The sequence below is a fragment of the Ruegeria sp. N10 genome, from assembly GCF_056531545.1.
Genome location: NZ_JBQFLY010000004.1, coordinates 63,097 through 87,680, shown reverse-complemented (window position 1 = coordinate 87,680; position 24,584 = coordinate 63,097). Strand labels below are relative to the sequence as shown.

Annotated in this window: 23 protein-coding genes and 2 tRNA genes; 12 read left to right on the top strand and 13 right to left on the bottom strand. The window is 57.1% G+C overall.

What is annotated here, in order from left to right; translation table 11 throughout:
* Window positions 1-2,001, top strand: coding sequence for a capsular polysaccharide biosynthesis protein (locus ACR0JI_RS07750; RefSeq protein WP_480493478.1), 2,001 nt, complete (start codon window positions 1-3; stop codon window positions 1,999-2,001).
* A gap of 2 nt (window positions 2,002-2,003) precedes the next feature.
* Here the strand turns inward: ACR0JI_RS07750 and ribD are convergent, their stop codons facing one another.
* From ribD to ACR0JI_RS07720, 6 genes are all read right to left on the bottom strand, one after another.
* Window positions 2,004-3,104: a bifunctional diaminohydroxyphosphoribosylaminopyrimidine deaminase/5-amino-6-(5-phosphoribosylamino)uracil reductase RibD gene (gene ribD / locus ACR0JI_RS07745; RefSeq protein ID WP_480493479.1), complete on the bottom strand. Its 1,101-nt coding sequence runs from the start codon at window positions 3,102-3,104 to the stop codon at window positions 2,004-2,006.
* Complete coding sequence (gene nrdR / locus ACR0JI_RS07740) at window positions 3,101-3,571, bottom strand: transcriptional regulator NrdR (RefSeq protein ID WP_267367325.1); 471 nt, start codon at window positions 3,569-3,571, stop codon at window positions 3,101-3,103. Before nrdR ends, ribD begins: the two co-directional genes overlap by 4 nt.
* Window positions 3,572-3,691: 120 nt before the next feature.
* Entirely contained in the window at window positions 3,692-4,105 is a 414-nt protein-coding gene (locus ACR0JI_RS07735) for a secondary thiamine-phosphate synthase enzyme YjbQ (RefSeq protein ID WP_480493480.1), read from the bottom strand.
* Between the two features lie 21 nt (window positions 4,106-4,126).
* Window positions 4,127-4,531 carry a hypothetical protein gene (locus tag ACR0JI_RS07730; protein ID WP_480493482.1) on the bottom strand — a complete coding sequence of 135 codons (405 nt, stop codon included), beginning with the start codon at window positions 4,529-4,531 and terminating at the stop codon, window positions 4,127-4,129.
* A 78-nt stretch (window positions 4,532-4,609) separates the two neighbouring features.
* Window positions 4,610-5,155: a DUF4166 domain-containing protein gene (locus ACR0JI_RS07725; protein ID WP_480476414.1), complete on the bottom strand. Its 546-nt coding sequence runs from the start codon at window positions 5,153-5,155 to the stop codon at window positions 4,610-4,612.
* A 2-nt stretch (window positions 5,156-5,157) separates the two neighbouring features.
* Window positions 5,158-5,595, bottom strand: a complete 438-nt coding sequence (locus ACR0JI_RS07720; protein WP_480476412.1) for a thiol-disulfide oxidoreductase DCC family protein — start codon at window positions 5,593-5,595, stop codon at window positions 5,158-5,160.
* 345 nt (window positions 5,596-5,940) lie between these two features.
* Between ACR0JI_RS07720 and ACR0JI_RS07715 the strand changes: the two genes are divergently transcribed.
* The gene (locus tag ACR0JI_RS07715) at window positions 5,941-6,960 is read left to right on the top strand and encodes a helix-turn-helix domain-containing protein (RefSeq protein WP_480476410.1); all 1,020 of its coding nucleotides are present in this window, start codon (window positions 5,941-5,943) and stop codon (window positions 6,958-6,960) included.
* A gap of 178 nt (window positions 6,961-7,138) precedes the next feature.
* Here ACR0JI_RS07715 and rpoD read toward each other — a convergent pair whose 3' ends face one another.
* From rpoD to ACR0JI_RS07695, 4 genes are all read right to left on the bottom strand, one after another.
* On the bottom strand, window positions 7,139-9,121 hold the full coding sequence (rpoD, locus tag ACR0JI_RS07710; protein WP_480493485.1) for an RNA polymerase sigma factor RpoD: 1,983 nt from the start codon (window positions 9,119-9,121) through the stop codon (window positions 7,139-7,141).
* A 114-nt stretch (window positions 9,122-9,235) separates the two neighbouring features.
* The gene (gene dnaG / locus ACR0JI_RS07705; RefSeq protein ID WP_480493487.1) at window positions 9,236-11,185 is read right to left on the bottom strand and encodes a DNA primase; all 1,950 of its coding nucleotides are present in this window, start codon (window positions 11,183-11,185) and stop codon (window positions 9,236-9,238) included.
* 80 nt (window positions 11,186-11,265) lie between these two features.
* The gene (locus ACR0JI_RS07700; RefSeq protein ID WP_480493488.1) at window positions 11,266-11,562 is read right to left on the bottom strand and encodes a hypothetical protein; all 297 of its coding nucleotides are present in this window, start codon (window positions 11,560-11,562) and stop codon (window positions 11,266-11,268) included.
* Between the two features lie 119 nt (window positions 11,563-11,681).
* A complete protein-coding gene (locus tag ACR0JI_RS07695; RefSeq protein WP_480476402.1) occupies window positions 11,682-13,112 on the bottom strand; it encodes a Glu/Leu/Phe/Val family dehydrogenase in 1,431 nt (476 codons plus the stop codon).
* A 335-nt stretch (window positions 13,113-13,447) separates the two neighbouring features.
* Between ACR0JI_RS07695 and ACR0JI_RS07690 the strand changes: the two genes are divergently transcribed.
* Genes ACR0JI_RS07690 through ACR0JI_RS07680 form a run of 3 tightly spaced genes read left to right on the top strand, consistent with a single transcriptional unit; the run spans window position 13,448 to window position 16,240 of the window.
* Window positions 13,448-15,106 carry a pilus assembly protein TadG-related protein gene (locus ACR0JI_RS07690; protein ID WP_480493490.1) on the top strand — a complete coding sequence of 553 codons (1,659 nt, stop codon included), beginning with the start codon at window positions 13,448-13,450 and terminating at the stop codon, window positions 15,104-15,106.
* Window positions 15,103-15,639, top strand: coding sequence for a TadE/TadG family type IV pilus assembly protein (locus tag ACR0JI_RS07685; protein WP_480476398.1), 537 nt, complete (start codon window positions 15,103-15,105; stop codon window positions 15,637-15,639). Before ACR0JI_RS07690 ends, ACR0JI_RS07685 begins: the two co-directional genes overlap by 4 nt.
* A 4-nt stretch (window positions 15,640-15,643) precedes the next feature.
* Window positions 15,644-16,240, top strand: coding sequence for a TadE/TadG family type IV pilus assembly protein (locus ACR0JI_RS07680; RefSeq protein ID WP_480476396.1), 597 nt, complete (start codon window positions 15,644-15,646; stop codon window positions 16,238-16,240).
* Here ACR0JI_RS07680 and ACR0JI_RS07675 read toward each other — a convergent pair.
* Window positions 16,202-16,681: a hypothetical protein gene (locus tag ACR0JI_RS07675; protein WP_480493492.1), complete on the bottom strand. Its 480-nt coding sequence runs from the start codon at window positions 16,679-16,681 to the stop codon at window positions 16,202-16,204. The genes ACR0JI_RS07680 and ACR0JI_RS07675 overlap by 39 nt on opposite strands.
* A 157-nt stretch (window positions 16,682-16,838) precedes the next feature.
* On the opposite strand from ACR0JI_RS07675, the gene ACR0JI_RS07670 reads away from it, so the two are divergent.
* Window positions 16,839-17,750, top strand: a complete 912-nt coding sequence (locus ACR0JI_RS07670) for a pirin family protein (RefSeq protein ID WP_480493494.1) — start codon at window positions 16,839-16,841, stop codon at window positions 17,748-17,750.
* 21 nt (window positions 17,751-17,771) lie between these two features.
* On the opposite strand, the gene ACR0JI_RS07665 is transcribed toward ACR0JI_RS07670, so the two are convergent.
* Window positions 17,772-18,359 carry a TetR/AcrR family transcriptional regulator gene (locus ACR0JI_RS07665; protein ID WP_267366137.1) on the bottom strand — a complete coding sequence of 196 codons (588 nt, stop codon included), beginning with the start codon at window positions 18,357-18,359 and terminating at the stop codon, window positions 17,772-17,774.
* Window positions 18,360-18,461: 102 nt separating this feature from the next.
* Here ACR0JI_RS07665 and ACR0JI_RS07660 point away from each other — a divergent pair, with 102 nt between their 5' ends.
* The 6 genes from ACR0JI_RS07660 to ACR0JI_RS07635 all read left to right on the top strand — a co-directional run bounded on the left by ACR0JI_RS07660 (window position 18,462) and on the right by ACR0JI_RS07635 (window position 23,286).
* A complete protein-coding gene (locus ACR0JI_RS07660) occupies window positions 18,462-18,710 on the top strand; it encodes a hypothetical protein (protein ID WP_480493496.1) in 249 nt (82 codons plus the stop codon).
* 126 nt (window positions 18,711-18,836) lie between these two features.
* Window positions 18,837-20,123 (top strand): homoserine dehydrogenase, encoded by a 1,287-nt coding sequence (locus tag ACR0JI_RS07655; RefSeq protein WP_267366139.1) that lies wholly within the window; start codon window positions 18,837-18,839, stop codon window positions 20,121-20,123.
* 69 nt (window positions 20,124-20,192) lie between these two features.
* Complete coding sequence (glpX, locus tag ACR0JI_RS07650) at window positions 20,193-21,176, top strand: class II fructose-bisphosphatase (protein ID WP_480493498.1); 984 nt, start codon at window positions 20,193-20,195, stop codon at window positions 21,174-21,176.
* Window positions 21,177-21,269: 93 nt separating this feature from the next.
* A complete protein-coding gene (gene recJ, locus ACR0JI_RS07645) occupies window positions 21,270-23,012 on the top strand; it encodes a single-stranded-DNA-specific exonuclease RecJ (RefSeq protein ID WP_480493500.1) in 1,743 nt (580 codons plus the stop codon).
* A 98-nt stretch (window positions 23,013-23,110) separates the two neighbouring features.
* Window positions 23,111-23,185 (top strand) — tRNA-Glu (locus ACR0JI_RS07640).
* Window positions 23,186-23,211: 26 nt separating this feature from the next.
* Window positions 23,212-23,286: transfer RNA gene (locus tag ACR0JI_RS07635), tRNA-Glu, on the top strand.
* Window positions 23,287-23,351: 65 nt separating this feature from the next.
* Here the strand turns inward: ACR0JI_RS07635 and ACR0JI_RS07630 are convergent.
* Window positions 23,352-24,134: a DeoR/GlpR family DNA-binding transcription regulator gene (locus ACR0JI_RS07630; protein WP_480476380.1), complete on the bottom strand. Its 783-nt coding sequence runs from the start codon at window positions 24,132-24,134 to the stop codon at window positions 23,352-23,354.
* Between the last annotated feature and the right edge of the window lie 450 nt (window positions 24,135-24,584).

The window sequence follows — 24,584 nt, the reverse complement described above, 5'->3', positions numbered from 1 at the left end:
ATGAGGCCCGATCCCGACACGTCAGCCGGGAGCGGGCAAAATCGGCTGTTCGTCTATAACGGCGGCTTTCTGACCCAGAAACGTCTGAGACGAATCCTGTCGCTTTCGGGTTACGACATTCGTCTGGGATATCCCAAAGACGGCGATTGCGTAGGCGTCTGGGGTAACAGCCCGACAGCACATCGCGGCCTTAAGATCGCCGAAAAACACGCTGCCCCGGTTCTGCGGGTCGAGGACGCCTTTCTCAGATCTCTGCACCCGGGCCGGAATGGCGAGCCCCCTTTGGGGCTGTTACTGGATCGTTCCGGCCTGCATTTCGATGCCGCTGCGCCATCTGAACTTGAAACAGTGCTGGCCACGCACCCGCTGGATGACACGGCCCTGCTGAACCGTGCCCGCGCCGCGATCACGCGGATCAGGGAGCTTAACCTCAGCAAGTACTCCGCCTTCGATCTCGATCTTGACCCACCCGATCCGGGTTATGTTCTGGTGATTGATCAGACGGCCGGCGATGCGTCGGTAACAGCAAGCAGAGCGGACCGCGCCCGGTTTCTTGAAATGCTTGTCTTGGCGCAGGAGGAAAACCCCGGCGCGCGTATCCTGATCAAGACGCATCCTGAAACACTGGCTGGTCACCGTCAGGGGCATTTTACTAATCAGGACCTGTCAGACGGGATATCGCAGTTCAGCGACCCGATCAGCCCATGGCCGTTGCTTGAAGGGGCTGTCGCAGTCTACACCGTGTCCTCGCAACTGGGGTTTGAGGCAATTCTGGCTGGCCACAAACCGCGTGTTTTCGGCCAACCTTTCTATGCAGGATGGGGCCTGACGCAGGATGACCGCCCCGTTCCGCGTCGTCAGCGCAGCCTGACACGGGCACAATTGTTCGCGGCCGCCATGCTGCTTTACCCGACTTGGTACGATCCCTATCGCGATCAGCTGTGCGAGCTGGAAACGGTGCTGGACACGTTAGAGGCACAGACCCGCGTTTGGCGACAGGACAAGAACGGCTGGACGGCATCCGGGATGCGCTTGTGGAAACGCAGGCATCTGCAACAGTTCTTCGGACAACATGGAAAGCTGCGCTTTACGGCATCTCAACCCGGCACACCGGACCACCCCCACATGGTCTGGGCCAGCCAGGCAAGAAACACCGAAGGGGCGGTTCGGGTCGAAGACGGGTTCTTGCGTTCACGCGGACTTGGGGCGGCACTGGTCCCGCCACTGTCGCTGGTGACGGACGAATTCGGTATCTATTACGACCCGACAAAACCCAGCCAGTTGGAAGAGTTGATCACTTTGCGTGAAACGTTGAGGCCGGATCAGGACCTGCGCGCAGAGCGTCTTATCGAGAACCTCTTGGCCGCAGGCTTGAGCAAATACAATACCGGCAATCCCGCCAGCCCCCTGCCCGAAGGCCATCGTATTCTTGTGCCCGGACAGGTCGAGGACGATGCCTCAATCCTGTTGGGTACCAGCGCGGTTCGCAACAATCTGGACCTGCTGAAAGCTGCGCGCGACGCCAATCCCGAAGCGATCCTGATTTACAAACCCCACCCCGATGTCGAAGCGGGTTTGCGCGAAGGCAGGATCGATGCCGAGGCAATTGCCGACATCGTTGCAACCCAAACAGACCCCGCATCATTGTTGCTGCACGTGCAGGAAGTATGGACCATGACGTCGCTTCTGGGGTTCGAAGCTTTGCTGCGCGGCGTGAAGGTTACAACTCTGGGCGCGCCTTTTTATGCGGGTTGGGGGCTGACCACGGATCTGGGGGCTGTTCCTGCCCGGCGTGGTGCGCGACCGACGTTGATGGGCCTCGTCCATGCCACCCTGATTGATTATCCTCGCTATTTCGACCCGGTCACGGGGCAACCCTGCCCCGTCGAGGTTGCCGTTGAACGTCTGGCGCAGGGCACTTGTGCCCCGACCGGTCCCTTCAATCGTGTTCTGTCAAAACTTCAGGGCGTGTTTGCGACACATGCGCACTTGTGGCGCTAAACCTAGTCAGACGCCCTGCGCCAACGGTGCAGGATATCCCCACCCACCCTATTGGTTTCCATCAGCTCGAATCTTGGCGCCGCGTCCAGCGTCGTTAACCCCAATGTTCCAACTGCCGCCAGCCCCTCGGCTCCGATGGTCAATCCGGCAGCAAATCCGACCAGTTCATCCACCAGATCCTCGGCCAGCAGTGACGCCGCCAGCGCCGCCCCCCCTTCGCAGAAGACGCTGGTCAGACCGGCTTGCCCCAATTGATGGAGCAGATCGACCGCGTCAATCTGATGATCTTTCAACGCGCATGGGATCAGCCTTGCGCCCAGTCCTTCCCAGGCTTTCGCGCGCTCGGCGTCCGGGTGATGCGCATGGCAGAGCCAGACAGGTGTCTTTGATGCTGTGCGGGCCAAATGTCCCATCAGGGATATGTCCATATGGCGCGAAACGACAACGCGCACCGGTTGATGTTCAACGCCAAGATCCCGAACAGTCAGTGACGGATCGTCGGCCCGCGCGGTACCCGCTCCGACCATCACCGCATCGTGACGCGCACGCATGGCATGGACAACACGACGCGCCTGTGGCCCGGTAATCCATTGGCTGTGTCCGGTCGAGGTTGCGATCCGCCCATCAAAACTGCTGGCCAGCTTGAGGGTCACGAAAGGTCGGCCTTGTTCCGTCTTCAGGAAGAAGCCTTCCAGATCACGTTCCGCCTGCTCTGCGAGGACACCGGTTACGACCTTAATTCCGGCCTCGCGCAACTTGGCAAAGCCCTGCCCTGCGACGCGCGGATCACTGTCTTCCACGGCGGCCACGACACGGGCGACACCCGCAGCAATCAAAGCCTCGGCACAGGGGGGTGTCTTGCCGTGATGGGCGCAGGGTTCCAAAGTTACATAGGCGGTCGCACCGTGCGCGGCCTGCCCGGCTTGCGCCAAAGCCTCGGTCTCGGCATGGGGGCGACCGCCCGGCTGGGTCCAACCGCGCCCGACAATCCGGCCTTTGCGCACGATAACACAACCCACTGCAGGGTTTGGCCAGCACATCCCCTGACCGCGCCGCCCCAGTGACAGGGCCAGCGCCATGAAACGCTTATCTGTTTCGCTCACTCGTCCGTCGGTGGCTGCGGCGGGCGCAGTTCGTGGACAAACTCCTCAAAATCATCGGCCGCCTGGAAATTCTTGTACACACTCGCAAAGCGAACATAAGCGACGGTATCGATCCGCGCCAGAGCTTCCATGACGATCTCGCCGATCTTGTGGGACGGGATATCCGTATCGCCCATGCTTTCCAGCCGACGTACGATACCCGATATCATCTGATCGATCCGTTCAGGATCAACTGGCCGTTTCTGCATCGAGATACGGATCGAACGTTCGAGTTTGTCGCGGTCGAAGTCCTCGCGCTTCCCATTGGTCTTTATGACAACCAAATCACGCAGTTGCACACGTTCATAGGTCGTGAACCGCCCGCCACAGGCCGGGCAGAACCGGCGTCGGCGGATTGCCACGTGATCCTCTGCCGGACGTGAATCTTTTACCTGAGTATCGATATTTCCGCAAAACGGGCAGCGCATCCGCCGTCTCCTCGTCCCTTGTTCCGCCTCTTTTTGTAAGCGCTGCGACTTACTTATCCACAACTATAGGGCAGCAACTAGGATTTGGGTAGTCGGAAATTTCAACCGCTAGATAAAGGGTCAGGCCAGGTGCGCTGCAATCCGTCTCTGGTGTGGTGCCGTGCGGTGTTCAAACAGATATATCCCCTGCCATGTTCCAAAGCATGGGCGACCCTGCACCACAGGTATCGACAAGGATACAGGCAACAGCGCAGCCTTTATATGCGCGGGCATGTCATCGGGGCCTTCATAAGTATGCCTTAGATACGACATTGACGGGTGATTGGATGGCGGCACCAGCCTTTCGAAGAACGCCCGAAGGTCGGTTTGAACTTCGGGATCCGCGTTTTCCTGAATAAGCAACGAACAGGAGGTGTGGCGAACGAAAAGCGTCAGTAAGCCATCCGTCGCCACCTGCCCCAGCCAATGCGTCAACTCGGCCGTGAACTCGTAAAGACCTGAACCTTGGGTCTGAATTACAAATTCAGTCTGCATTCACGGTGTCTCGCCGTTTTGTCAGTCGTTAAAGAACGGTCGATAGTTACACCTGGCATTCGCGCCTTGTACAGATATGCTGTACCCCGGCTGAAAACCAACCGAAACAAAGCTGCTTGGCTGCGCACCGACATTCTGTGGCGGCTTGATCGAAAACTGAACCGCTGTTTTACGCCCTGTGGTGACGCTTGGCCCATACCCGCGCAACACGTAGATCGGATCGCGCCAGCCCGCGCCCAAAGTACGCCGTGCATAATCCGCTGCCGCGCACCAGTATCCTTCGGTACGCTGGTCGCCGCGCGGAATAACCTCGAAGTCAGTGGCGTTTATCGGCTCGGTCCGGTACCCGTGCGGCGCTGCGTCAGCAGCCATGGGAATGCTGAACGCCAGGGCGGCAATCGCGGCAAATGTCCGTGTATGTTTCATTGTCATTACTTCCCTGATTGTGTGTGTCAAAAAGGTTAGGCCATTAGCTTCGTCGGCACAGGGTCGCTCACGTTCTGTTTAATCTGTCTCGTGCGATACGTGAACCGGCGTGAGCCATCCCTGATACCTGATCAACATTCCCAGTCCCGGCGCGTCCGCAGACACATCAAACCGAAAGCGCCCCGCTTTGTCCTGCCATTCGCGCGTTCTTGATCGCGGCAAGGTAAAAGCTGGCATCGGAATGCCAAACACGGTCAGGCGGAGGATTTTGATGTGCATTCCGTTTTCTCGCCAAATGGGCTTTAACCAGATTGAGATCGAGCCGAAAGATTCCCGAACACACTCTCTTTTCGTATCATATTTCAGAGTTGATCGGGTTTTGTGGCCCGCGAAATTCCGGTCCCATGACCAGAATTCGCCATTTGCACCAATTTGCAGGGAAACGGGGACGTCTTTGCCGCTTCGCGGAAATCCGGCCAGACGAGTTGCAAGGGCAACCCATAGCCCTTTGCCACGTTCGATGTCGCAGCGTCCCACAAAGCAGCCCTCGCTCATGTGCAAAACTCGAACCGCCTTTGGCAACCTTTCGATCGATCCTATCGCCTTAAGAAAGGGATCGCCCATCGCTAGTACCCGTATTCGGCAAAACGAGCCCTGATATCGGGACCGGGAACCAGACATGTCTTGGAACGACCAAAGAACGCGTATCTGTTTCGTGCGATCAAGCGATAGGCCGGATCCTTGATGGGCCGAGGCAGAAACCGGCATATTGATAAAAGCGACCACGGAGCGCGCAACTGTCGCATCGCCTCAGAAAATGCATCCAGATGCTGAAAAACAGCGCCATCCACGACCACCAGATTGGTTTGAAAATCCTGTGTGGGAAGGCCGAGATCTCGATACAGTTTTTGCCCAAGCGGGGACTGCGCCGTGGCAAATTGGAAAACATGGCGCCGGTCACGTTTCAGCATAAACTGGAAAAACCCCGAACACAGCACGCATTCGCCGTCAAACACAATCAGGTTTTGGTCATAAACCCCTGTATTCTCAAAAACATCTTGCAAGGTTTTTCACCGGTATTTTTGACTTAAAGCCAGCCTGACAAAACCACCTGAGCGAAGCAATGCGACATGTACGAAAGGTATGGGGGCGTGCCGGGGAGCCTTGACCAGAGGCTGGTGATTTCCCCGAGGCTCTGACCTCATCCCCATAAAGGTCTGGACCCGGCAACATTGCTGAATTGGTTCGTTGCACATGGCGACGCTTGTCCATACCGGTCAATAAATTTCGAGAATTTGCCACCGATGGCTTGTTTCTGTGTGAAATCGACTTGTCAGCACCGTCGATCATGAAAGAGAATTCTGTAATAGTCCGCTTATGTATTTGAAAATTTGAGGTACTGCTTCGCGATGGATGTCGATATCGGCCGACTTCATCTGTTTGTTCAGGCACTGGACCGCTATTCCGGAAATGGCGATATGTCCTGTAATGTCCTGAAGATGGCAGGGCTGCGCCCTCAGGATATCGCGCCGCCGGTCTCAACCTACAGCGTACAAAGCGAGGCTTTGTTTATCCGTTATGCATGTGACGCCACCCACGACGTCACGTTTGCGGCTCGCACGGGTCTTGAGGTTACGTCAGCCTCGACCGTGACCGCCTATATCAGCAAGTATTCCCGCGATCTGAAACAGGTGATGGAGAACCTCTCGCGCTTTCACGGCATCATCGACCCTGCCATCGCGCTTAACCTGCGCGTCGCGGGTAACTTTGCGACCTTGGAAGCCGAGTGGAAAGACCCCGGATTTGCGCGGTATCACAGACGCACCGAATTCCTGATATTTGCTGCCCTGGCCAGAATGCGGAACCTGACGCAAGTCAATCTCTATCCGATAGAAATTCGGTTTCAGCACAGGGTCGGCGACCACGCCCGAAGATTTGAGAAGCTTGCCGGTTTTCCTGTGACCTTTGGGGCTGAGAACCTCGAGATTATCCTGCCACTTTCCGCGCTGGACCTGCCTGTGCCGACATATGACCCCCAACTCAGAGAGCACTTGCTGGGATATGCAGATCGCCTGCTTTCTGAGAGAGGTGCGCCCAAACATCTGACCCGCTCCAAGGTCGAAGGGCTGGTTACCCGTTCCCTGCCCGGCACAATCCCGCAGGCCGAAAGCGTCGCGGCTGATCTGGGGATGAGCCTTAGAACCTTCAGCAGGCGCCTCAGGGATGAAGGCACCAGCTATCGCGATGTTGTCGACGATCTGCGGTGCGACCTGGCGCAGACCTTTATCAAGAATGAAATGCCCTTGTCCGAAATCGCCTATTCGCTGGGCTATGCGGATCAGGCCGCATTTTCGACCGCTTTCAAACGTTGGACAGGCCAGCCGCCCAGCGCGTTCAAGACACGATTGGCACACCCGATACGGACATGAGACCGGGGGTCATCAGCTTGAAAAACCTCGCCCCGGCCCGTCCCATGAGTGGACAGAACGGATATAGAAGGACAGGAGGTCCGGGCCTTGTGCGTTCCCGCCAATGTGATGGGAGAACAGGCCATCGTGAAGAGCGCCTTGATTGAAAAAAGGCGCCTCGGGTGAGGCGCCTTGGAAATTATTGATCCAGGAAGGACCGAAGTTTTCGGGATCGGCTGGGATGCTTCAGCTTCCGCAGCGCCTTCGCTTCGATCTGGCGGATACGTTCGCGGGTCACGCTGAACTGCTGACCCACCTCTTCCAGCGTGTGGTCGGTGTTCATACCGATGCCGAAACGCATCCGCAGCACACGTTCTTCGCGCGGGGTGAGCGAGGCCAAAACCCGTGTGGTGGTTTCCTTGAGGTTTTCCTGAATGGCGCTGTCCAGAGGCAGCACGGCATTCTTGTCCTCGATGAAATCACCCAGCTGGCTGTCTTCTTCGTCACCAATCGGCGTTTCCAGCGAAATCGGCTCTTTGGCGATTTTCATCACCTTGCGAACCTTCTCAAGCGGCATTTGCAGCTTTTCGGCCAGTTCCTCGGGTGTCGGTTCGCGGCCGATCTCGTGCAGCATCTGGCGGCCGGTCCGGACCAGCTTGTTGATCGTTTCGATCATGTGAACCGGAATGCGGATCGTGCGCGCCTGATCCGCGATTGAACGCGTGATCGCCTGACGAATCCACCACGTTGCATAGGTCGAGAACTTATAGCCGCGGCGGTATTCGAACTTGTCTACCGCCTTCATCAGGCCGATATTACCTTCCTGAATAAGATCAAGGAATTGCAGGCCGCGGTTCGTGTACTTCTTGGCGATCGAGATCACCAGACGCAGATTGGCTTCGACCATTTCCTTCTTGGCCTGCCGCGCCTCTTTTTCGCCCTTCTGGACCTGCTGAACGATGCGGCGGAATTCGCTGATGTCCAGACCCACATACTGGCCGACCTGAGCCATGTCGTTGCGCAGCTCTTCGACCTTCGCGGTCGAGCGTTCGATGAACATCTGCCAACCCCGACCCGGCTTTTCCGCCATCTCGGCCAGCCAGTTCGGGTCAAGTTCGCGGCCGCGGTATTCGTCGATGAACTCGCGACGGTTGATCCGCGCCTGATCGGCCAGCTTCACCATCGAGCTGTCCAGCGCCATAACGCGACGGTTGATACCGTAAAGCTGATCGATCAAAGCTTCGATCCGGTTGTTGTGCAGGTGAAGACCATTCACCAGTTGCACAATCTCGGCCCGCAACTTCTGATAAGTCGCTTCGTCCTCTTCGCTGAACGTGCCATCCTCGTTCAGGGTGGCCGAAATACGGCTGTCCTGCATTTCAGACAGCATCGCGAAATCGGTAGAGATCCGTTCCAGAGTGGTCAGAACCTGATCCTTCAATGCCGCTTCCATCGCGGCCAGCGACATATTGACCTGATCGTCTTCGTCATCATCGTCGTCGCTGGTGATCGGGTTGCCATCCGCATCCAGTTCCGGCCCGGCCTCTCTTGCAGGTTTTGCAGCCTGCACGGCAGACGCATCAACGACTGGCGCGTCGCCGTCTTCGTCCAACTGGTTGCCGAACGTGGTTTCCAGATCGATGACATCCCTCAGCAGAATGTCCTCGGACAGCAATTCGTCGTGCCAGATGGTGATCGCCTGGAAGGTCAGCGGGCTTTCGCACAGACCAGCGATCATGGTGTTGCGCCCTGCTTCGATCCGCTTGGCGATGGCAATCTCGCCCTCACGGCTCAGCAGTTCAACCGAACCCATCTCGCGCAGATACATGCGAACGGGGTCGTCGGTGCGGTCCAGCTTTTCGGTGGCAGCCCCGGCCAACGCAACCTCGCGGTTGCTTTCGGTGGTCGTCAGTTCGGTCGAGCCCTTGTTCTCTTCTTCTTCAGCCTCTTCATCTTCGATGATGTTGATGCCCATCTCGGACAGCATAGACATAACGTCTTCGATCTGTTCCGAGCTGACCTGATCGGGCGGCAAAACCTGATTGAGCTGATCGTAGGTGATGTAACCTTTCTCGCGGGCCTCGGCGATCATCTTCTTGACGTTGGCCTGGCTCATGTCCAGCGAGATTTCCTGGTCCTGCTCGTCGGATTTGCGATCTTCGGTCGTGTCTTTGGCGGCCATTCAATGCTCCTGCAGGGATGGGTGATTCGTTTGATCCGAATCATTAGCGCGTAGAAGTGATTCGGCCACCCGTTTACCCGTTTTTCTTTTCCAGTGCCTTACGAAAACACCATTTTACCGGCGTTTCCGCTCGAATTTGATGCCGGACATAATCGCCTCGAACGCGTCTTTCTCGTCGCGGTTGATTCGCGCCCCGTTGTCGGCGATGTCGAATATGGCCCTGTCTTCATTCTGGCTTCGGCTTGTCCGGTTGCGTTCTTCTGCCGCTTGCGCCAGCCGATATGTCAGTGCCTCGTCGGCCAGATCGGACATCTCCTCGGCGGCTTCGGCAATCTCAGCATCCAACCCCCGGAGCGCTTTGATTTTCGCGAGTTCTTCGGCCAGTGTCATCTCGGCCTTCTCAACGTCGCCTGGTTTGAACACACAGGGGATTACGGCGACATGGCGAAGGGTCAGCAGGTTTTCAAGGGCCTCTGGCCCTATAGTTTCGGCAATATGGTCCTTCAGATTGTCCGGGTCATCGATCGCGTGGCGCAGGATTGCAGTTCGCAATGCGGCGTGATCGGGATCGCGGCATTCCATCTCTTCCAGTTGCTGTTCGAACTGCACGACGACTTGGGGGTTAAGCGCGGCAATCGCCAGAATGGCCGCTTCGCGCAGTTGAATCTCGGCATTCTCGGACGAGGCCAGAAACGAGGACCGCGCGCCGGGCGTGGCAGGCTGTTTTGGCGGCACCCATTTGCCGCGCGGTTGCCATTGCCGGGATTGCTGCTGCCGTTGCGGGCGGAACAATTGCCAGCGCAGGTCCTTGATCTCTTGCCCATAATGCGCCCGTATTGATGGGTCGCGGATCAGCTTGATTTTCTCGCGCAGGGACTTGTCCAAAGCCGCCTTACGTTCAGGACTGTCGAACACCTTGCCGTCGGTCTCGCGCCGCCAAAGCAACTTGACCATCGGAATGGCACCATCCAGCACGGCCTTCACAGCGCCTGCCCCTTCGGCGCGCAGCAGGTCGTCGGGGTCTCTGCCTTCTGGCATCAGGGCAAACCGCAGCGACTTTCCAGCTTCGAGCAGCGGCAAAGCCAGATCAACCGCCCGCATCGCAGCGCGCAGACCTGCTGTGTCGCCGTCCAGCGCAATGATCGGCTCGTCCGAGATCCGCCACAGCAGTTGCAATTGATGTTCGGTGATGGCCGTTCCCAAAGGGGCAACCGACGCGCCAAAACCTGCTTCGGCCAGCGCGATCACGTCCATATAACCTTCGGCCACGATCAGCGGCTGACCCTTACCTGCCGCCTGTCGTGCCGGGCCTTGATTGTAAAGACTGCGTCCTTTGTCGAACAGCTCGGTCTCGGGTGAGTTCAGGTATTTCGCGTTGTCATTCGGGTCCATCGCACGGCCGCCAAACGCGATACAACGCCCGCGCTGGTCGCGGATCGGGTACATGATGCGGTTGCGGAAGGTGTCGTAGGGCTTTTTGCCTTTGTTTGAAGGCTTGGCCAGCCCGGCCCCAAGGATCATATCCTCGGCCACGTTCTTGCCGCGAAGATGGTCCCACAGTGCCTGCCAATCGTCCGGAGCAAATCCAATCTCCCACCGGTCCAGCGCTTGCGCGTTCAACCCGCGGCGCGCGAGGTAGTCTCGTGCGGCGGCTCCTGCCCCGGTCTTGAGTTGCAGGCGGAAGAACTGCACCGCCTGTTCCATCACATCAGCCAGCTGTGTGCGGTGGTCCTGTTTTTCCTGCGCCTTCGGGTCGCGCGCAGGCATCGGCATCCCGGCTTCGCGGGCCAGAATCTCGACTGCTTCTATGAACGAGACGTTCTCGGTCTCTTTCACAAAACTGATCGCGTCCCCTTTGGCATGACAGCCGAAGCAGTAGTAAAACCCCTTCTGATCATCGACATGGAATGAGGCCGTCTTTTCGTGATGAAACGGGCAAGGCGCCCACATGTCCCCTTTGCCCTGATTGGACTTGCGTTGATCCCACATGACCTTGCGCCCGACAACCTGAGACAGGCTGAGCCGCGTGCGCAATTCGTCCAGAAATCCGGGGGGCAATGACATGAGTCAAACCTGACAGAAACAGGAACGCGCGCCAAGGGGATGGCGCGCGGTTGTCCACAGGGAAATGTCCGGGCTGTGGATTATTGCTGCAAACACAGCTCAAGCCAAGCGGCGCCCAGATCCTTTTTGCGCACGTCCCGCATCTTTTGCTCATAAACCCAAGGCGTGATTAGCGGGATTGCAGCATTGTAGTTTTCGGGCCATGTCGGGCCGCTATCCGCCACGGCTTGCGCCACATCGCGTTCTTTTACGCGGTCCAGCCGCGCCTTTTGGATCGCTGCCACCACATCTGCTTGATACTTGCAGCTTTGCTCCTTGGTTTCCTGAGCGGCCAAAGGGGTGGCCAACAGAGCCGCAACAAAAGCGATACGCAACATGGAATTCTCCGGAGATTCGTTTCTTTGACGTAGATTGCCCGTCAACCTAACGGGCTGTCATGGACATTCAAGCCGCAGCCGATGCAGGCGGGGCGAATTGATCACCCCGCCTGTCTGATTCAGAGACCTTTGGCGCGGTAGCTTTTCGCAACACGGTCAATCGCCACGATATAAGCCGCCGTGCGCAGGTCCTCGACATCATCACGGCTGTGCCAAACCTCACGCATCGACTGATAAGCAATGCGCATTGTGTCATCGAGACCCGAGCGCACCAGCTCAAGCTCATCCGCGCCTTTGAGGTACTTGGCCTTAAAGTCCGGCGACATCGACCATGCATCGCCCAGGTACCGGTCCAGCCTTTCCAGCTCGCTGACGATCAGTTCATGACGCGATTCTTCCTGTCGACGCTGCATCCGGCCAAAGCGGATATGGCTAAGGTTCTTGACCCATTCAAAATAAGACACCGTCACACCGCCCGCATTTGCATACATGTCGGGGATGATCACTGTGCCTTTCTTGCGCAGGACTTCATCCGCGCCAGCGGTAACCGGACCATTGGCAGCTTCGATAATCAGCGGCGCCTTGATCCGATCGGCGTTCGACAGGTTAATAACACCCTCCAAAGCCGCCGGGATCAGAATGTCGCATTCGGCCTCCATCACTGCTGCACTTTCAGCGGAATGGGTCGCATCGGGATAGTCTTTTACGCCGCCGTGTTTGACAATCCACTGCCGCACGGCTTCGACGTCAATGCCGTCGGGATTAAATAGTGCACCGTCCCATTCGATGATTCCGGTGATGCGCGCGCCATCTTCCTCGCTCAGGAACTTGGCTGCGTGATAACCTACATTGCCAAGCCCCTGCACGATAATGCGCTTACCATCCAGTTTGCCCGACAAACCTGCTTTTTGAATGTCTTCAGGGTGGCGGAAAAACTCGCGCAGCGCATATTGGATGCCACGTCCGGTCGCCTCGACCCGCCCGGCAATGCCGCCCGCATTCAAGGGCTTGCCGGTGACACAGGCGCGCGCGTTGATATCCGTTGTGTTCATCCGCGCGTATTGGTCGGCGATCCAGGCCATCTCACGTTCACCGGTGCCCATATCGGGCGCGGGCACGTTTTGCGAAGGGTTTATCAGGTCTCGCTTTGCAAGCTCATACGCAAATCGCCGCGTGATCTGTTCCAGCTCATGCTCTTCATATTCTCGTGGATCAATGCAAAGCCCCCCCTTGGAGCCACCAAACGGCGTTTCGACAAGCGCGCACTTATACGTCATCAGCGCAGCCAGGGCTTCGACTTCGTCCTGATTCACTGCGGTGGCATATCGAATACCGCCCTTGACCGGCTCCATATGTTCCGAGTGGACAGATCTGTAGCCGGTGAAGGTATGAATTTCACCACGCAACCGAACGCCAAATCGAACTGTGTAGGTTGCGTTGCAGACACGGATCTTTTGCTCCAACCCCGGCGGCAGCTCCATAAGGGCGGCTGCCCTGTTGAACATCAGGTCAACACTTTCACGAAAGCTGGGTTCTTTGATGCCGGTCATAAAATCCTCCGTAGCGGTACATGACGATACGTCACGACGTTTTGTCGCACCACTGGCGGCATGCTGCAATCAAACAATGCACTTTTTTTAATCATTTTATGAACGCATGCTTAGTTGCCCCAGGGTGAGTCGCTCAGATCGGCCAACTCCTTAACGAATTGTTTTCATTTCATCGACAGATCACCTGAAACGGTCCGAATTATACCCCTCGGGCGCGTAAAAAGGCCAAAACCAAGCCTTTTTCGCCCAATTCACGCCACGTTTGAAAATTAACTTTGTCCCAAATCTCTTTTTCTTTGACGCACGAATTCGACGTGTGAAGCGGAGTAACCAGAATGCTTAATTCCTTGCTTTGTAACGACGGCTCGAAACCGAAGCGCAAAACGTTCAAGTTAGAGCAGTTCGCTCGGAACGAAGATGGCGTCTTCACCATTTTCGTATTGTTTATGGTGGTCCTGATGCTGGCGATTACCGGCATGTCCATGGATGTCATGAAGTATGAGCGCGACCGTGCCAGCCTGCAATCCACACTGGACCGTGCTGTGCTAGCAGCCGCAGACCTCGACCAGGACCTTCCCGCCAAGACGGTTGTCGATTCCTATATGGACAAGGCCGGGCTGGGCAATCTGAACGCCGTTACGACAGTTGTTGAAGGTTTTGGCTCCAAGAAAGTGTCTGCAACTGCTGAGGCTGTTCTAACAACGCGTTACCTGCGGTATGGCGGCGTTCCTAAACTGAACCTGAAATCAAGTAGTACGGCCGAAGAATCCATTGGCGCTGTCGAAATCTCGCTGGTTCTCGACATCTCCGGTTCCATGTCTTATCCGTCCGCCACGCCATCTAAGACCAAAATCGCAGTTCTCAAAGAAGCTGCATCGGAATTTGTAAGGCTCATGCTAGACAAACCGAACGAAACGCAGATTTCAATCTCGATTGTTCCTTACGCAACGCAGGTAAGCGCAGGAGCATCAATCCTGGACAAGTTCACGAATGTCACGCAGGAACACAGTTATTCGCACTGCGTAAACTTCATTCCAGAGCAGTACAGCGATTCTGATCTGGAACGGGATGACAGGCTGGAACGTACCGCCCATTTCGATCCTTTCACCTATTCTGAAGGGTCAATCGACCTGCCTGTTTGTCCGGTCCGCGCAGGGAGTGCAATCACCCCTGTCACCGACAATATGAACAAATTGCTTGCCCAGATTGCGTCCCTCACCCCCGGTGGGAACACGTCGATTGATATTGGGATGAAGTGGGGCACTGCCCTACTGGACCCGAGCATGCGCGGAATTGTTCGCGACCTGTCACTGGAACAGGATCCATCCTATGCAGGTACAACAATTGTGCCATCAAAATTCTCGGTCCGTCCCTCGGACTATGGCACCGACGTTCTGAAGATCGCCATTGTTATGACCGATGGTCAGAACACCGATCAATACATGCTTAACCCATCGCTGCGCGAAGGTATGTCAGACGTCTGGTACAACCCGGAAGCTGATGAATACACCGTGTACCATTCTCAGGGTCGTCCGAATTTTTTCTGGCCTCAACACGTAGACGAGAATGGAATTCGAGGTGTTTGGGCGGATCATCCCTTCGGAAACCCGGAACCTGAGACTTCTGAAAACGAAGAACGCGGTACTGCGGTTCGGTTGACATATCCCGAACTGTTTAACCGAGCGTCCTTGCGTTGGAACGCACGGTACAACTATTACTGGCAGTCCAGCGGTTGGGCAGAATGGTATTCCAAGGCCTACGCGAAAGTCGAAACGTCGGCCAAGAACCAGCGCACCAAACACATTTGTGATGCGGCCAAAGATCAGGGTATCATCGTTTACGGTATCGCATTCGAAGCGCCCAGAAGCGGATACAGGACCCTCAAAGACTGTGCCAGCTCTGACAGCCACGTCTATGACGTAAGTGGCCTGAACCTTGAGAAAGCCTTTGAATCCATCGCATCGTCGATCCGCAAGCTGAGGCTAACCCAATGATCAGCAAAAAACTCTTGAAGCTCCGTCTATTTCGGCACTCTGAGGCCGGAAATGCGACAATTGAGTTTGTCATGCTCATTCCGTTTTTCCTGGCGCTTCTTGTGGCCGGTGCCGAGCTGTCGATCATCACAATGAAACATGCTGCACTGGAGCGTGGGGTCGATCTGGTCGTACGGGATATTCGACTGGGTACCGGCACTGACTGGCAACACGACAAGATCAGGGATCAGATTTGCGATGTTTCCGGCATCAAGGATTGCAGCGGTAATTTGCGGCTGCAAATGATCAAACAGAATGCGTTTGAAGGAATCAATCTTCCAGAAAAAGTTGAATGCACTGATACTTCTGAAGAGGCCGATCCATTGCAGGTGTTCAAGTTTGACAATGGCTTATCCAATGAATTGATGATCCTGCGGGCCTGTCTGCGTATCGATCCGGTTCTTGAGGCTTCCGCCATTGCAAAGCTGGTCCCGGATGAAACCGGTCACTATGTGGTGACCGCGACGACAGCATTCGTACAGGAGCCACTGTAAGATCATGTCTGCACTCAGAAAATTGAAGAACTGTGCCAAAGCCTTCAAGAATGATGAAAACGGCATTCTGACCGTAGAAGCCCTCATGATTTTCCCGTTGATGCTTTGGACAATCACGTTCACCTTCACGGCTTTTGAAGGATTTCGTCAAAGTGCGTCAAACCTCAAGGCAGCCTACACAATCAGCGACCTGATATCGCGTGAAACGGATGCCGTAACCGATGTGTATATCGACTCGCTGCACGATTTGGCGGGCAAGATGATCAATAACCGGTCAGACGTGAAAATGCGTGTGTCGCTGATCGTTTACGACGAGGACGATGAACGCCACTATGTTCGCTGGTCGACCGTTCGCGGCTTTGACAATGAATGGGACGACAACAGCATCGATGAAATCAAGGATCGCCTGCCGCCAATGCCCAATCAGGACACGGTTATTCTGGTCGAAACGTCGAATGAATACATCCCCACGTTTAGACCGGGTTGGGACTTTGCGACAGGTATCACTTTTGAGAACTTCATCTTCACCCGTCCCCGCTTTACCAACGAAGTTGCGTGTAACTTATCCAGGACCCCGTTTGTCTGCACAAATAGCGGATAGAATTTCGGACATGAACTTGGCTTCGGCGGCAGATGTCATGCCGCCAACGCCAACCCGGTGACCTACCCGCCACCACAATCCCGGAGCCCAGCGGTTCGCCGCTTTGTTTCGCGTACGGACCAGAAAGCCGTTTGACGGTTTGAACGCGAATACACCCCGATCCACCGTTTCAATATCGGCCACTTCCGCGATGACCTGACCCGATCCCGTTCGCAACTCGGTCCGGGTCAGTTCGATACAGTCTTCTGTGGCGCGCCAGACCCGAAGCGCCAGCCAAAGCGATGCACCGCCAACGACAAACAGAAACACCTGCCAAACCGGTTCGGGCGGCGATGCCAGCGCGACATAAGTAACCAGCATTCCAACCGTTGTCAGCATCCCTACCCCGGTCCATCGTCTGGGGGATGAGGCCTGAATCGTTGCCAACACGTCGTCCTGCATGGATGTCTCCTGTCTGATCCGCTTCGATCTAGCCATTTTGCGCCGGAAACAACAGGGGTTTGGCTGCAAAACAATTTCGCACAGGTCCGGTTATTTTGTGCAAATTGACTGCTGTGGCGCAGAGATTACATGCTGCCCGGATGAAACGGAGGCAAACATGTCCCTTAGACCGACGTTGGAAACACGCAAAGCCATCCCCACAATGGAAGGGGCTGGTGTGAAACTTCACCGCGCATTCGGGTTTCAGGACCCGTCCGAACTGGATCCCTTTCTGCTGTTTGATGATTTCAGAAATGAACGCCCGCAGGATTATCAGGCCGGTTTTCCCTGGCACCCGCACCGGGGGATCGAAACGATCACTTACGTCCTGACCGGCACGGTCGAACATTCGGATTCGCTGGGCAACACCGGCACGCTTGGCGCCGGTGATGTGCAATGGATGACCGCCGGATCCGGTATCCTGCATCAGGAAATGCCAAGCGGCAACATCTCAGGCCAGATGCACGGCTTCCAGTTGTGGGGCAACCTGCCTTCGGACCAGAAGATGACCGCCCCGCGCTATCAGGACGTCCAAAGCAAGGATATCCCCGAAATCACCGATGACGATGGCACGACAGTGCGGGTGATCGTAGGTGATTTCTGGGGTAAGACTGGACCCGTAGACGGGATAGCTGCTGACCCGCAATATCTGGATATCTCTGTCCCGGCGGGTGTGAAGAAAACTCTCCGGATCGATACGTATCGCCGTGCTTTCGCCTATGTGTTTCAGGGTCAGGCCGCCTTTGCCGATGCCTCGCAGCCGACAGGTGTGCTGTTGGAAAAGGAAATCGCCGGGCAAGAGGTCAATATCCGCGACATGTCAGGGGATCGCACGCTTGTCCGTTTTGGCACGGGCGATGAAATCACCGTTCAGGCTGGCCCCCAAGGTGTGCGGTTCCTGCTGATCTCTGGGGCTCCAATCAATGAACCCGTCGCGTGGCATGGCCCCATCGTGATGAACACGCGGGCCGAACTGGAACAGGCATTTCGCGAGCTGCGCAATGGCACGTTCATTCGCCCCGCGCACTAACAGCGTGACGGTTTGACCCTGTCAGGCCGTCACAGCCTTGTGCACCATGTTCCAATAGATCTCTTCGACTTCGTCCAGTGACAGGCGACCACCCGAACGGTACCAGGTCATCACGCCGTTCAGCATGGCTATCACGGCCAGCGTTGCAATCTTCGTGTCCGAAATTGCGAATTGTCCGGCCTGCTGCCCTGAGTCAAGGATGCTTTCCAGCACGTTTTCGTATTGGCGCCGCAAGTCTTCGATTTCAGCAAAGTTTTCGGGCGAAAGATTGCGCAACTCCATATAGGCGATGAAAACTTCGTCGGGGCGTTGCAAATGGAAGCGGATGTGAAAGCCGATAAACTGGCGCAAGGCGTCTTCAGCGTCGTCGCAACGGCCCATTGCATCAAGCGCCTCAAGCAGGTCCTGCATGTGTTCGCGCATCAACCGGTGCAAAAGGCTCTGTTTGTCAGGCGTATAGTTATAAAGCGCGCCTGCCTGCACGCCGACCTCTTTTGCGATCTGCCGCATCGAGACAGCGGCATACCCATAGCGCGCAAACAGGTGCAGCGCGGCCTTGCGGATACGTGGGCCGGTTATGTCGGAATGTGAGCCTTGAGTGCGTGCCATGGGTCTACAGTATATGAACAGATGTTCATATAGAACCCCGCTTGAACGATGTCGTCAAAACGTGCATCACGATGGGGCAACAAAGACCGAAAAGCCTGCGACATGAAACTGCTGCCTGTTTTGCCCCTTATTCTATTTTGCGCCGCCTGTGCGGACATTCCCGAGTTGGAAGGCAGCGAACCGGCTGCAGTCAGATCCGCCCCCTACCCGCGCCTTATTCCGTTGCAGGAAACCTTAGGGCCACCGGTGGACCCGATCCATCAGGCGGCAGCCGTCGAAGACGAACTGACACAACGCAGCAATACCTTGGCCCAAAAGGCGCAGGCGCTACAAAACGCGCAAACCAACTGACGCGTCATAAATCACCCCCACTATCCCCCGGTGACGGATTGCACCCTTGGCCTGAACCCGCTAAGGCAGCGCTGATTGGACAAGCATCCGACACCAGAAGAATTCGAGCGGAAGAGGACCCACGACATGACACAGGCACTGCGGCTGGGAATTGCGGGCTTGGGAACGGTCGGCGTGGGTGTCGTCAAGATCGTCCGCCGCCATGCAGAATTGTTGCAGGCCCGCACAGGCCGTTCGATTGAAATCGTGGCTGTATCCGCGCGCGACCCGAACAAGGACCGTGGCGTGAATCTGTCGGATTATGCCTGGGAAACCGATCCGGTTGCACTGGCAAAACGCGACGACATAGACGTTTATGTCGAATTGATGGGTGGCGAGAACGGTCCTGCCAAAGCCTCGGTCGAAGCAGCGTTGGCCAGTGGCAAGGATGTGGTCACCGCCAACAAGGCGCTGCTGGCCATCCACGGGCAGGAACTGGCCGAAAAGGCCGAGGCCGCTGGTCGAGTGATCCGGTTTGAGGCCGCTGTCGCCGGTGGTATCCCTGTGATCAAGTCCCTGACCGAAGGTCTGGCGGGCAACGAAATCACCCGCGTGATGGGTGTGATGAACGGAACGTGCAACTACATCCTGACTCGGATGCAATCGCAGCGTCAGGGCTACAATGCCCTTTTCGATGAATGCGCCGAATTGGGATACCTTGAGGCCGACCCCAATCTGGATGTCGGAGGTATCGACGCTGCGCACAAGCTGGCTCTGCTATCCTCGATTGCGTTTGGGACCAAGCCGAATTTCGACGGGATCGAGATTGAGGGTATTCAGCAGATCAGCCTGGACGACATTGATCAGGCCGAAGACATGGGCTTTCGCATTAAATTGCTTGGCGTGGCGCAGCGCACCGCGCGCGGGCTGGAGCAACGCATGCAGCCTTGCCTGGTACCCAGCGACTCGCCACTGGGCCAGCTGGAAGGCGGCACCAATATGGTCGTGATCGAAGGCGACGCGGTTGAGCAGGTTGTTCTGCGCGGCCCCGGCGCAGGCGAAGGTCCGACAGCCAGCGCTGTGATGGGCGATGTCTGCGATCTGGCGCGCGGATTGCAAATCCCGACCTTTGGCCGCCCAGCCACAACGCTTGAAACCGCAGTTCCCGCCGTCACCGGTCGACCTGCGCCGTACTATCTGCGGCTGGGCCTGCTGGATAAACCTGGTGCATTGGCCAAGGTTGCGGCCATTCTGGGCAATGCCGGGGTGTCAATTGACCGGATGCGCCAATATGCACATGCCGAAAGCACAGCGCCTGTGCTGATCGTCACCCATAAGACCACCCGAACGGCGCTGGACGTCGCGTTGGAGGGTTTCCGCGAAACCGATGTGGTTGCAGGCGACCCAGTTGCATTGCGGATTGAAGCGGTTTGACCTTGCGGCCTGCATGAAACGCAAGCTATGCCGGAAGACACGGCTATACTGACCAGAGGATACAGAAACATGAGTGCTGCCAAGACCGATTTCAATGACCGCCTGCTTTCTCTGGGGCTGGCCAGGGTGGCGGAACAGGCTGCACTGGCCTCGGCTTCGCTGGTAGGCCGGGGCGATGAGAAAGCCGCGGATCAGGCCGCTGTGAACGCAATGCGCGAACAGCTGAACCTACTGGATATCGCAGGTGTCGTTGTCATCGGTGAAGGCGAGCGCGATGAGGCGCCGATGCTGTATATCGGCGAAGAGGTTGGCACCGGCAATGGCCCCGGTGTGGATATTGCATTGGATCCGCTGGAAGGCACCACGCTGACTGCCAAGGACATGCCGAACGCACTGACCGTCATCGCCATGGGCCCGCGTGGCTCGATGCTGCACGCGCCGGATGTGTACATGGACAAACTGGCGGTTGGCCCGGGGCTGCCTGAAGGTGTCGTCAATCTGGACATGTCGCCACGCGAGCGTGTCGAAGCGCTGGCCAAGGCCAAGGGATGTAAAGCCGCTGACATCACCGTCTGCATTCTGGAACGCCCGCGCCACGAAGCGATGATTGCCGAAGTGCGCGAAACCGGTGCCGCGATCCGTCTGATTACTGATGGTGACGTGGCGGGTGTCATGCATTGCGCTGAAAGCGAAGTAACCGGCATCGACATGTATATGGGCCAGGGTGGCGCGCCCGAGGGTGTGCTGGCCGCCGCTGCGCTGAAATGCATGGGTGGGCAGATCTTTGGTCGCCTGTTGTTCCGGAACGATGACGAACGTGGCCGGGCCGCAAAGGCAGGCATCACGGATCTGGATCGTGTATATACACGCGATGAGATGGTGACGGCAGATGTAATCTTTGCCGCCACCGGCGTGACCGGTGGCTCTTTGTTGCCCCGGATCAAGCGCGAGCCCGGCTGGGTGGAAACCACGACGCTGCTGATGCGGTCCAAGACCGGGTCGGTGCGCCGCATGTCCTACCGCACGCCGACATGGCCGCATGACAACACGTAACGGCTTGCGCCGTTGCCTTCGGCGAGAGTATTTCTGAAAAGGTGAAGAGGCCGGGTCCGCAAGGGTCCGGCCTTGGCGCATGAGAGGCGAGCAATGAGTTTTCTTGGAGTCGAGCAATCACTGACGGGACGGCTTTGGGTTGGACCCAGCCCGGAGATTGAGCGGGCGGCCGAGATGATGGCGCAACAAACCGACCTGCCCCGTGCCGTTTGCCAGGTTCTGGCCCGGCGCGGCGTGCCGGTATCGGAGGCGCCCGGCTTTCTTGACCCAAAGCTGAAGGAATTGCTGCCTGATCCGCGGGCCATCAAGGATATGGAAGTTGCCGCCACGCGCTTTCTGGAAGCCGTCCGCAATCGTCAAAAAATTGCGGTGTTTGCGGATTACGATGTCGATGGCGGCAGCTCTGCCGCGTTGCTGCTGGTCTGGCTGCGGCAGATGGGCGTGCAGGCGACGCTTTATGTGCCGGACCGGATCGACGAAGGGTATGGCCCCAACGTTCCCGCAATGCAGGAGCTTGCGGCCAGGCATGACCTGATCATCTGCGTTGATTGCGGCACGCTCAGCCATGATCCGATTGCGGCGGCTTCGGGTGCGGATGTGATCGTTCTGGACCACCATCTGGGGGGCGAGACGCTGCCCGATTGCGTCGCTGTGGTAAATCCAAACCGACAGGATGAAAGCGGCGATCTTGGTTATCTTTGCGCGGCAGGCGTGGTGTTTCTGATGCTGGTCGAAGCCGGTCGCCAGCTGCGTGACTCAGGCGCAAGGGGACCGGACCTGATGGCCCTTCTGGATCTGGTGGCCCTGGCGACCGTTGCCGATGTGGCGCCGCTGATAGAAGCTAACCGCGCCCTGGTGCGACAGGGGCTGAAAGTGATGGCACAGCGGCAGCGCCCCGGCCTTGTCGCGCTGTCCGATATCTCGCGCATGGATACAGCACCCAACAGTTATCACCTGGGGTTTCTGCTTGGGCCCCGTGTGAATGCCGGGGGAAGGATCGGTCAGGCCGATCTGGGCGCACGCTTGCTGAGTACCGATTCTCTGCATGAGGCGCAGGCGTTGTCCGAACGTCTGGATGCATTGAACACTGAGCGCCGCGACATTGAAAACGCGGTGCGTGCCGCCGCGCTGGCGCAGGCCGAGGCGCGTGGCTTGGACGCCCCTTTGGTCTGGGCGGCAGGCGAGGGCTGGCACCCCGGTGTCGTTGGTATCGTGGCGTCTCGGTTGAAAGAGACAGCCAATCGACCGGCAATCGTGATCGGTTTTGATGGGGATGAGGGTAAGGGTTCGGGCCGCTCGGTTTCTGGCGTCGATCTTGGGGCTTCGATCCAGCGTCTGGCAGCCGAAGGGTTGCTGGTCAAAGGAGGCGGCCACAAGATGGCCGCAGGTTTGACCGTCATGCGCGATCAGTTGGAACCCGCAATGGAGCGCCTGAGCGAGTTGCTGGCCAGACAGGGGGCCGGCCAGGGCGGTCCTGCGGATTTTAAACTGGATGGCGCGTTGATGCCCGGCGCGGCAACCGTGGATCTGATCGAGCAGATCGAACAGGCCGGACCGTTTGGCGCCGGTGCTCCGGCCCCGCGCTATGCGTTGCCTGACCTGCAGGTTCGCTTTGCCAAACGGGTCGGTGAATCGCATCTGAAACTGTCGCTGACCGATGGAATGGGCGGCGGGCTGGATGCGATTGCCTTTGGTGCTTTTGACGGGCCGATGGGCGAAAAACTGTCAAATCACGGCGGTGCGCGCTTTCATTTTGCGGGTCGGCTAGAGGTCAACACCTGGGGCGGACGCCAATCTGTGCAGCTCAGGCTGGAGGACGCGGCAGAAGCCCGTTAACACGCAGCTTTGGTGCGCTAAAAAACTTTCCGATCCCTGCGTTTTTACGCTTGCGGGGGTCACAGCGAAACCGTAAAAGGCCCTCCACAAGCCAGCGTGGCCCGTTCGTCTATCGGTTAGGACGCCAGGTTTTCAACCTGGAAAGAGGGGTTCGATTCCCCTACGGGCTGCCATTTGCGCTTGTGACCTGATACCAAGTGGCCCGTTCGTCTATCGGTTAGGACGCCAGGTTTTCAACCTGGAAAGAGGGGTTCGATTCCCCTACGGGCTGCCACTCTTCCTTAGCTTCTTCCATCCCAAAGCAGTATGACCATCCGGGCCGCGTCTGGAAACTGCAATCTAACTGTCATCAGCGATCTGAATTTCTATGCCCCAACGGTCAAGGAATCTGGCCACCCCACCCTTTGGCACAGCATCCGTGACCAGCGAATGCACCAGCCGAGGGTCCGGCCCCACATAAGGTGCCCTTTCACCAAACTTGGAATGCGCTGCAGCCATGACAACCTGGTCCGCACACCTGACCACCACCGATGCAAGATCCGCTTCGACCGCGCTGTGGTAGAGAAACCCTTTGCTGTCGGAAATCGCGTCCGTGCTCAGGATCACGATGTCAAAGGCATAGCGTTGCAGCTGCTTGTGGGTGACGTGACCAAACGTCCCCCTTTCATCGATCTGCAACTCACCCCCCAAAAGGTGCACCCGGTTTCCGTTGACCCCGGCCAAGGTCTGAACGACACCGATGGAGTTGCTGACAACCGTGAGGTTGCTGACCTGGCGCAGCTCTTCAGCGACGAAAGCGGTTGTCGATCCCACATCCAGGAAAACGGTCATCTGATCGCGAACCAGTTTCGCGGTATGCCCGGCAATCAAACGCTTTTCATCCGCGTCTTGTGATATCCGGTGAAAGAAGTTGGGGGCACCCTGCACTCCGGCAAGGTAAGCTCCGCCATGAACGCGTTCGACCGTACCCGCCTTTGACAAGGCTTTGATCGTTCGGCGCACCGTCTCTTCGGATACGCCGAGCATATTCGCCAAATCCGAATTCCGGGCCGTTCCACCCAAACGTCTGAGGGCATCAAGCAATTCCAGCTCACGATGGGTGTTGAGGGTATTCTTCTTCACGAACCGGCTCCGGAGATTTTCTTTATATGGACACGGAATACCGTGAACGGCAAGGCAGTGCTACGTCCGCATTGCCACAACTGGCCTTTTGTCGGAACGGATTGGTGCCATGTGAGCACTGAGTTTCAGCAGTAGTGATCCGGGAAGCTGGTTTGCCTGACTTCTCACGAGTGCCGGATCAGTGTCCATGCCTCTCGCAACGCGAATGCAATTCAACGCACCCTCTGTCATCTCTTGCTTGCAATGGATCTCAGTGGAGTTCCCTATTTCCCTCGCGGAGAAATTTTGAAATTTCGATAACAGAATTAGGTAGTTACAACCGTTTACAGCGTTGGATACAAATTCATTTCACGCGGCTCCAGAATACCTGAACGTCAATTACTAAAAATTTAGTTTGACACATACGCAAAAAATCGCTGATGCTGTTCTGCATCCGGTTCCCGCCGGAGA

Excerpts from the sequence above, each read along its gene's own strand:
- ACR0JI_RS07690 (WP_480493490.1), top strand. The coding sequence starts at position 13,448 with ATGCTTAATTCCTTGCTTTGTAACGACGGCTCGAAACCGAAGCGCAAA.
- recJ (WP_480493500.1), top strand. The coding sequence starts at position 21,270 with ATGAGTTTTCTTGGAGTCGAGCAATCACTGACGGGACGGCTTTGGGTT.
- ACR0JI_RS07675 (WP_480493492.1), bottom strand. The coding sequence starts at position 16,681 with ATGCAGGACGACGTGTTGGCAACGATTCAGGCCTCATCCCCCAGACGA.
- ACR0JI_RS07680 (WP_480476396.1), top strand. The coding sequence starts at position 15,644 with ATGTCTGCACTCAGAAAATTGAAGAACTGTGCCAAAGCCTTCAAGAAT.
- ACR0JI_RS07735 (WP_480493480.1), bottom strand. The coding sequence starts at position 4,105 with ATGCAGACTGAATTTGTAATTCAGACCCAAGGTTCAGGTCTTTACGAG.
- ACR0JI_RS07750 (WP_480493478.1), top strand. The coding sequence starts at position 1 with ATGAGGCCCGATCCCGACACGTCAGCCGGGAGCGGGCAAAATCGGCTG.
- ACR0JI_RS07665 (WP_267366137.1), bottom strand. The coding sequence starts at position 18,359 with ATGGCACGCACTCAAGGCTCACATTCCGACATAACCGGCCCACGTATC.
- ACR0JI_RS07725 (WP_480476414.1), bottom strand. The coding sequence starts at position 5,155 with ATGGGCGATCCCTTTCTTAAGGCGATAGGATCGATCGAAAGGTTGCCA.
- dnaG (WP_480493487.1), bottom strand. The coding sequence starts at position 11,185 with ATGTCATTGCCCCCCGGATTTCTGGACGAATTGCGCACGCGGCTCAGC.
- nrdR (WP_267367325.1), bottom strand. The coding sequence starts at position 3,571 with ATGCGCTGCCCGTTTTGCGGAAATATCGATACTCAGGTAAAAGATTCA.
- glpX (WP_480493498.1), top strand. The coding sequence starts at position 20,193 with ATGAGTGCTGCCAAGACCGATTTCAATGACCGCCTGCTTTCTCTGGGG.
- ACR0JI_RS07685 (WP_480476398.1), top strand. The coding sequence starts at position 15,103 with ATGATCAGCAAAAAACTCTTGAAGCTCCGTCTATTTCGGCACTCTGAG.
- rpoD (WP_480493485.1), bottom strand. The coding sequence starts at position 9,121 with ATGGCCGCCAAAGACACGACCGAAGATCGCAAATCCGACGAGCAGGAC.
- ACR0JI_RS07715 (WP_480476410.1), top strand. The coding sequence starts at position 5,941 with ATGGATGTCGATATCGGCCGACTTCATCTGTTTGTTCAGGCACTGGAC.
- ACR0JI_RS07670 (WP_480493494.1), top strand. The coding sequence starts at position 16,839 with ATGTCCCTTAGACCGACGTTGGAAACACGCAAAGCCATCCCCACAATG.
- ACR0JI_RS07660 (WP_480493496.1), top strand. The coding sequence starts at position 18,462 with ATGAAACTGCTGCCTGTTTTGCCCCTTATTCTATTTTGCGCCGCCTGT.
- ACR0JI_RS07655 (WP_267366139.1), top strand. The coding sequence starts at position 18,837 with ATGACACAGGCACTGCGGCTGGGAATTGCGGGCTTGGGAACGGTCGGC.
- ACR0JI_RS07695 (WP_480476402.1), bottom strand. The coding sequence starts at position 13,112 with ATGACCGGCATCAAAGAACCCAGCTTTCGTGAAAGTGTTGACCTGATG.
- ACR0JI_RS07700 (WP_480493488.1), bottom strand. The coding sequence starts at position 11,562 with ATGTTGCGTATCGCTTTTGTTGCGGCTCTGTTGGCCACCCCTTTGGCC.
- ACR0JI_RS07730 (WP_480493482.1), bottom strand. The coding sequence starts at position 4,531 with ATGAAACATACACGGACATTTGCCGCGATTGCCGCCCTGGCGTTCAGC.